The sequence below is a fragment of the Pseudomonas sp. MD195_PC81_125 genome, from assembly GCF_014060985.1.
Taxonomy (GTDB): domain Bacteria; phylum Pseudomonadota; class Gammaproteobacteria; order Pseudomonadales; family Pseudomonadaceae; genus Aquipseudomonas; species Aquipseudomonas parakoreensis.
The window spans coordinates 1-7,557 of the sequence record NZ_JABULD010000139.1 but is presented as its reverse complement, the minus strand read 5'-3'; the positions used below and the strand labels follow the sequence as shown (position 1 = coordinate 7,557).

3 protein-coding genes and 2 pseudogenes are annotated in these 7,557 nt (G+C 61.7%); 3 read left to right on the top strand and 2 right to left on the bottom strand.

All coding sequences use genetic code 11. The features are described 5' to 3' along the window. Positions 1 to 27 precede the first annotated feature (27 nt). Positions 28 to 2,770: pseudogene (gene acnA, locus HT737_RS06240) on the bottom strand (aconitate hydratase AcnA). A 222-nt stretch (positions 2,771 to 2,992) separates the two neighbouring features. On the opposite strand from acnA, the pseudogene rlmM reads away from it, so the two are divergent. Beyond that, positions 2,993 to 4,067: pseudogene (gene rlmM, locus HT737_RS06235) on the top strand (23S rRNA (cytidine(2498)-2'-O)-methyltransferase RlmM). Between the two features lie 177 nt (positions 4,068 to 4,244). Then, positions 4,245 to 4,496: a sulfurtransferase TusA gene (tusA, locus tag HT737_RS06230; RefSeq protein ID WP_007961802.1), complete on the top strand. Its 252-nt coding sequence runs from the start codon at positions 4,245 to 4,247 to the stop codon at positions 4,494 to 4,496. Between the two features lie 49 nt (positions 4,497 to 4,545). Here tusA and HT737_RS06225 read toward each other — a convergent pair whose 3' ends face one another. Next, entirely contained in the window at positions 4,546 to 5,955 is a 1,410-nt protein-coding gene (locus HT737_RS06225; RefSeq protein ID WP_047295296.1) for an MATE family efflux transporter, read from the bottom strand. 214 nt (positions 5,956 to 6,169) lie between these two features. On the opposite strand from HT737_RS06225, the gene HT737_RS06220 reads away from it, so the two are divergent. Continuing rightward, positions 6,170 to 7,510, top strand: a complete 1,341-nt coding sequence (locus tag HT737_RS06220) for a HAMP domain-containing sensor histidine kinase (RefSeq protein WP_182401867.1) — start codon at positions 6,170 to 6,172, stop codon at positions 7,508 to 7,510. The last annotated feature ends 47 nt before the right edge of the window (positions 7,511 to 7,557 follow it).

The window sequence follows — 7,557 nt, the reverse complement described above, 5'->3', positions numbered from 1 at the left end:
GGCAGCTCCTACAGGGAAACGTGTTTTTCAGGAAGCAATCAGTTGGCGCAGGACGTAATGCAGAATCCCGCCCGACTTGAAGTACTCCACCTCATTCAACGTATCGATGCGGCACAGCACGTCGAGCTTCTCCTGGCGGCCGTCATCGCGAGTGATGACCAGGGTCAGGTTCATGCGCGGCGTCAGCTCGACGCCAGTCAGCCCCTGGATATCAAGGGTTTCCTTGCCGGTGAGGTTCAGGCTCTTGCGGTTCTGATCGAGCTTGAACTGCAGCGGCAACACGCCCATGCCCACCAGGTTGGAACGGTGGATGCGCTCGAAGCTTTCAGCGATCACCGCTTTGACACCCAACAGGTTGGTGCCCTTGGCCGCCCAGTCGCGGCTGGAGCCGGTACCGTATTCCTGACCGGCGATTACCACCAGCGGCGTGCCCGAGGCCTGATAACGCATGGCGGCATCGTAAATCGGCATTTTCTCGCCGCTCGGGATGTAGATCGTGTTGCCACCTTCTTCGCCGCCGAGCATCTCGTTACGAATGCGGATGTTGGCGAACGTGCCGCGCATCATCACCTCATGGTTGCCACGTCGTGAGCCGTAGGAGTTGAAGTCACGCGGTTCCACGCCTTTCTCGCGCAGATAGCGCCCGGCCGGGCTGTCAGTCTTGATGTTGCCGGCCGGGGAGATGTGGTCAGTGGTCACCGAATCACCGAGCAGCGCCAAAACCCGCGCACCCTTGACGTCAGTGATCAGCGGCAATGGGCCGGAAATGTCGTCGAAGAACGGCGGATGCTGGATGTAGGTCGAATCGTCCTGCCACACATAGGTGGCAGCTTGCGGCACCTGGATCGCTTGCCACTGTTCATCGCCGGCAAACACCTCGGCGTATTCCTTGTGGAACATCGCGGTGTTGACCTGATTCACCGCATCGGCGATTTCCTGGCTGCTCGGCCAGATATCGCGCAGGTACACCGGATTCCCTTGCTGGTCGTTACCCAGAGGCTCGCTGCTGATGTCAGTGCGCACACTGCCAGCCAGAGCATAAGCGACCACCAGCGGTGGCGAGGCCAGCCAGTTGGTCTTGACCAGCGGATGTACCCGGCCTTCGAAGTTACGGTTGCCGGACAGCACCGACGCCACGGTGAGGTCAGCTTTCTGAATGGCTTTCTCGATTGGCTCGGGCAATGGCCCGGAGTTGCCGATGCAAGTGGTGCAGCCATAACCGACCAGCGAAAAACCGAGCTGATCAAGGTATTGCGTCAGCCCGGCTGCCTTGTAGTAGTCGGTGACCACTTTCGAGCCGGGGGCCAGCGAACTCTTGACCCACGGCTTGCGCGTCAGGCCTTTCTCCACGGCTTTTTTCGCCAGCAGACCAGCCGCCATCATCACGCTCGGGTTGGAGGTGTTGGTGCAGGAGGTGATGGCGGCGATCACCACCGCGCCGTTTTTCAGGCGATAGGTGTGGCCTTCATATTCGTATTCGGTTTCGCCGACCAGATCGGCGTTGCCCACGGCCACCCCACCGCCGCCCTCGCTTTCCAGGCGGCCTTCTTCCTTGCTGGTGGGCTTGAATTGCAGGTCCATGAAATCACTGAAAGCCTGCGCGACATTCGGCAACGAGACCCGGTCCTGCGGGCGCTTTGGCCCGGCGAGGCTGGCTTCGACGCTGCCCATGTCCAGCGCCAGACTGTCGGTGAACACCGGTTCCTGACCGGGCAGGCGCCACAGGCCCTGAACCTTGGTGTAGGCCTCGACCAGTTTCACCACTTCGGCAGGGCGACCGGACAGGCGCAGGTATTCGAGGGTTACGTCATCGACAGGGAAGAAGCCGCAGGTCGCGCCATATTCCGGGGCCATGTTGGCGATGGTCGCGCGGTCGGCCAGGGGCAAGTCGGCGAGGCCGTCACCGTAGAATTCGACGAATTTGCCAACCACACCTTTCTTGCGCAGCATCTGCGTGACGGTCAGCACCAGGTCGGTGGCGGTGATGCCTTCCTTGAGTTTGCCAGTGAGTTTGAAGCCGATCACTTCCGGGATCAGCATCGACACCGGTTGGCCGAGCATCGCCGCTTCCGCCTCGATTCCGCCGACGCCCCAGCCGAGTACGCCGAGGCCATTGATCATGGTGGTGTGGGAGTCGGTGCCGACGAGTGTGTCGGGGAACGCGTAGGTGCGGCCGTCCTCGTCCTTGGTCCATACCGTGCGCCCGAGGTATTCGAGGTTGACCTGGTGGCAGATCCCCGGTGCCCGGTGGCACCACGCTGAAGTTGTCGAAGGCGCCCTGGCCCCAGCGCAGAAACGCATAACGCTCGCCGTTGCGCTGCATCTCGATGTCGACGTTCTGTTCGAAGGCGCTCGGGGTGGCGAATTTGTCGACCATCACTGAGTGGTCGATCACCAGATCCACCGGCGACAGCGGGTTGATTCGCTGCGGATCGCCGCCGGCCTTGGCCATCGCCGCACGCATCGCAGCGAGGTCGACCACGGCGGGCACGCCGGTAAAGTCTTGCATCAATACCCGGGCAGGGCGGTACTGGATTTCCCGGTCTGAGCGGCGCTCCTTGAGCCAGGCGGCGATGGCCTTGAGGTCGGCGCCGGTGACAGTTTTTTCATCTTCCCAGCGCAGCAGATTTTCCAGCAGGACTTTCAGCGACATGGGCAACTGGTCGATGTTGCCCAGGCTTTTCGCGGCATCCGGCAGGCTGAAATAGTGGTAGGTTTTTTGGTCGATCTGCAGTGTTTTAAGGGTCTTCAGACTATCGAGGGACGGCATTACGATCACTCCTTTGAGTCCGCACGGCTACGGACTGAGGGGACGGGCAGAGCTATCAACGTAGCCCTGTTTTCAGTAGCTGGCTAATAACTGGACTCTATCGATAAGTCCAAGGTTCCGAACTCGGCTATCATGCGCCGGTTTTCGTGACAGGCTTTGCTTCACCGCAAGGCTTGAGCAGCGTGCAGGGGCCGAATATCCGCCCTCTGCCCAGGAGTAAGAATGAACACCCTATTCATGCATTGCCGGCCAGGCTTCGAAGGCGAAGTCTGTTCGGAGATTTCCGACCTCGCCGCCCAGTTGAATGTGGCCGGTTACGCCAAGGCCAAACCGGCCACCGCGTACGCGGAGTTTGTCTGCAGCGAAGCAGACGGCGCCGAGCGCCTGATGCGCGGCCAGCGTTTCGCCGAATTGATTTTTCCGCGCCAGTGGGCGCGCGGTGTATTCATCAATCTGCCGGAAACCGATCGCATCAGCGTGATCCTCGAGCAGATGGCGGACTTCCCGGTCTGCGGCAGCCTGTGGCTGGAAGTGGTCGATACCAACGATGGCAAAGAGCTGTCGAACTTCTGCAAGAAGTTCGAAGGCCCGCTGCGCAAGGCGCTGACCGGTGCCGGCAAACTGGTGGACGACGCCAGCAAACCGCGCCTGCTGCTGACCTTCAAAAGTGGTCGCGAAGTGTTCCTCGGCCTGGCCGACGCCGGCAACTCGGCGATGTGGCCGATGGGCATTCCGCGCCTGAAGTTTCCGCGCGAAGCGCCCCAGCCGTTCGACCTTGAAACTGGAGGAGGCCTGGCACCATTTCATCCCGCGTGATCAGTGGGATGAGCGCCTGCACAGCGACATGACCGGTGTCGACCTCGGTGCGGCACCCGGCGGTTGGACCTGGCAACTGGTCAACCGCGGCATGCTGGTGACCGCCATCGACAACGGCCCGATGGCCGAGAGCCTGATGGACACCGGACTGGTGCAGCACTTGATGGCCGACGGTTTCACCTTCAAGCCCAAGCAACCGGTGGACTGGATGGTCTGCGATATAGTCGAGAAGCCGGCGCGTAACGCGGCGATGCTGGAAGAATGGATCGGCGACGGTCATTGCCGCGAAGCGGTGGTCAACCTCAAGCTGCCGATGAAACAGCGCTATGCCGAAGTGAAGCGCTTGCTCGAGCGCATCGCCGATGGCTTCAAGGCGCGCGGGATCAAGGTCGATATTGGCTGCAAGCAGCTGTATCACGACCGCGAGGAAGTGACCTGTCATTTGCGTCGGCATGACATCAAGAAAGCCAAATCCCGCTGAGTCACCATTAAACCCTGTGGAAATGTCTCTGGTGAGGGGATTTATCTCCGAGGGGAGTGCAGCGCATCCCCACTCTTTGGGGCCGCTTCGCAACCCATCGGGGATAAATCCCCCTCGCTACAGATGACTGAGCACCCGGCAATGCGCGACAATGCCGGCCAGTTTCAGGAGTGAATCATGAGTGAAATGATCGATACCCCGGTCGACGGCACCCTCGACGCCACCGGTCTCAATTGCCCGGAGCCGGTAATGATGCTGCACCAGCACATACGTGACCTGGTGCCGGGCGGCCTGCTCAAGGTGATCGCCACCGATCCCTCGACCCGTCGCGATATTCCCAAGTTCTGTGTGTTTCTCGACCACGAACTGGTGGGGCAGCACGAAGAGGCCGGTACTTATCTGTACTGGATCCGCAAGAAGTCCAATTGAATCTGGACAAAAAAAAGACCTGCATGTGCAGGTCTTTTTTTATGGCTGATCAGCCCACCGAACGACTGATCCGAATACGCTTGCGTGCACTGCGCGTCAGGCGAATCGACAACATCAGCGCCGCGCAGCTCAGGCCGACAATCAGCCCTTGCCACAGACCGCTTGGGCCACGCGGTTCGCCGAGCCAGTCGGTCAGACCGAGGGCGTAACCCACTGGCAGGCCGATGCCCCAGTAGGCGAACAGGGTCAGAATCATCGTTACCCGGGTGTCCTGATAACCGCGCAGAGCGCCGGCAGCCGTCACCTGGATCGCGTCGGAGAACTGGAACAGCGCCGAGTACACAATCAGCATTGCCGCAATCTGGATCACCATCGGATCGGCGGTGTAGATCGACGCGATCGGCTCGCGCAGCAACAGCATCATGCTCGCCGACAGGCAGGCATACGCCAGTGCGGTGCCCATGCCGACGCCGGCGGCAAAACGTGCTTCCCGCGGCTCTTCACGGCCCAGCGCCTGGCCGACACGCACCGTGACGGCCATGCCCAGCGAATACGGAATCATGAACACCAGCGAGCTGACGTTCAGCGCGATCTGGTGCCCGGCCACCACGGTGGCGCCGAGACTGCCGATCAGCAGGGCGATCACGGCGAAGATGCTCGACTCGGCAAACACGGCGATGCCAATCGGCAGGCCGATCGCCAGCAGACGTTTGATCACCGCCCATTGTGGCCAGTCGAAGCGGCTGAAGATCTCACTCGAGCGATACGCCGGCGCCCAACGCTCCCAACCGGCCAGACCCAGCGCCATGACCCACATCACGATGGCCGTGGCCCAGCCACAGCCCACGCCACCCATGGCCGGCACGCCGAAGTGGCCATAAATGAAGATGTAGTTCAGCGGAATGTTCAGCGCCAGACCGCACAGACCCAGCACCATCGCCGGGCGGGTACGGCCGATGCCGTCACTGGTGCAACGCAGCACGTGATAGAACGCCACCGCCGGCAGCCCGCTGGCAATGCCGTGCAGGTATTGCATGCACGGGCCGATCAGTTCGGGATCGACTTTCATCAGGTGCAGCACCGGCTCGGCGGCGACCAGCATGCACGTGGCGATCAGGCCGACCACCAGTGCCAGCCACAGCGCTTGACGGACAATCGGGCCGATTTCGCTATGGGTGCCGGCGCCGAAACGCTGGGCGACTTTCGGCGTGGTGGCCAGCAGGGTGCCAGTCATCAGCAGAAACACCGGGACCCAGATCGAGTTGCCCAGTGCTACCGCTGCCAGGTCACGCGGCCCGACACGGCCGGCCATCACCGCATCGACGAAGCCCATGGCGGTGGTCGCCAGTTGCGCGATGATGATCGGCAGCGCGAGGGCGAGCAGATTCCTGAATTCCAGGCGAATTCGCGCGGGGCGGGTGAGTGAGGCAGCGAGCGGTTGATCAGTAACAGAATTCACAGGCAAAGCGTCCACAGGGATTGATGCGCAAGGCGCCGCATTCTACGCCGCTGACGCTTTGGTCAGGAAAAATCCTCTGTTGCGGATTTGTAATCTGTAGGAGCTGCCGCAGGCTGCGATCTTTTGATCTCGATCTTGATCTTGAAAAACAAAATCAAAAGATCGCACCTTCGGCAGCTCCTACAGGGCTTACGCGTTTGTTTGAGGATTTTCTGTGCGTTCACTGTTCTGGCGTATTCTCGCGAGCTTCTGGCTGGCCATCGCCCTGGTGGCAGGGCTGTCGATCCTGCTCGGGCACATGCTCAATCAGGACGCGTGGATCCTCAGCCGCCATCCGGGCCTCAATACGCTGGCCGCCGAATGGACGCAAACCTACGAAGCCCGGGGCGAAGACGCCGCGCAGGACATCCTTCAACAGCGCAAACGCCAGTACCACATTGACGTCCAGGTGCTGAACGAAAGCGGCGACCCGGTGGTGCGTGGCACCTTCCCGCGCCGCGCCGCCGCCTTCGAAGCCAGACAGAACAACGATGACCGACGTCTGCCCTGGCGCCGCCTGACCGACGAATTCACCAGCGAAAAAACCGGCGACACTTACCTGTTCATCTTCCGCATCCCGCACCCGGAACTCGATGCGTGGCACCGTGAAAGCCTGCTCTGGCCGCTGAGTGCGCTGGGTATCGCACTGGTGGTACTGACCCTGTTCAGCCTGCTGGTGACCTTCTCCATCACCCGCCCGCTCAGCCGTTTGCGCGGTGCGGTGCATGATCTGGGGCAGACCACCTACCAACAGAACAGCCTGGCGAAACTGGCCAACCGTCGCGACGAATTCGGTGTGCTGGCCAACGACTTCAACCGCATGGGTGCGCGCCTGCAAAGCCTGATCGGCAGTCAGCGCCAGTTGCTGCGCGACGTGTCCCACGAACTGCGTTCACCTCTGGCGCGACTGCGCATCGCGCTGGCGCTGGCGGAACGGGCCAATCCTGAAGAACGGGAAAAACTCTGGCCACGCCTGACCCGCGAGTGCGATCGGCTGGAAGCGTTGATCAGCGAAATTCTGGTGCTGGCACGGGTCGATGCCGACAACGCCAGTGCCGAAGCGGTGGACCTGAACGCCCTGCTCGGCACCTTGCAGAAAGATGCCCAGCTCGGCTCACCCGAGCAGAGCGTGCGCCTGAACGCCGAGCCACAGCTGAGTCTGACCGGATGGCCGACCATGATCGAGCGCGCCGTCGACAACCTGTTGCGCAACGCCCAGCGTTTCAACCCGGTGGGCCAGGCGATCGAGATGCAGGCTACGCGTCAGGGCGAGCGGATTGTCGTGAGCGTGCGCGACCACGGGCCGGGCGTACAGGCCGAACACCTGAGCCAGTTGGGCGAACCGTTTTACCGGGCGCCGGGGCAAACGGCGGCGGGACATGGCCTGGGCCTGGCAATTGCCAGGCGGGCGGCGGAGCGGCATGGCGGGAGTCTGACCCTGGCCAATCATCCCGAGGGCGGGTTTATTGCCAGCCTGGAATTGCCACTGGTGCCAGGGGCTGTCGTCCAACCTTAGACTTTCGATGAAAAAAAAGATCGTCCGATCGCGGCCCGAGCCTTCGG

Excerpts from the sequence above, each read along its gene's own strand:
- tusA (WP_007961802.1), top strand. The coding sequence starts at position 4,245 with ATGAGTGAAATGATCGATACCCCGGTCGACGGCACCCTCGACGCCACC.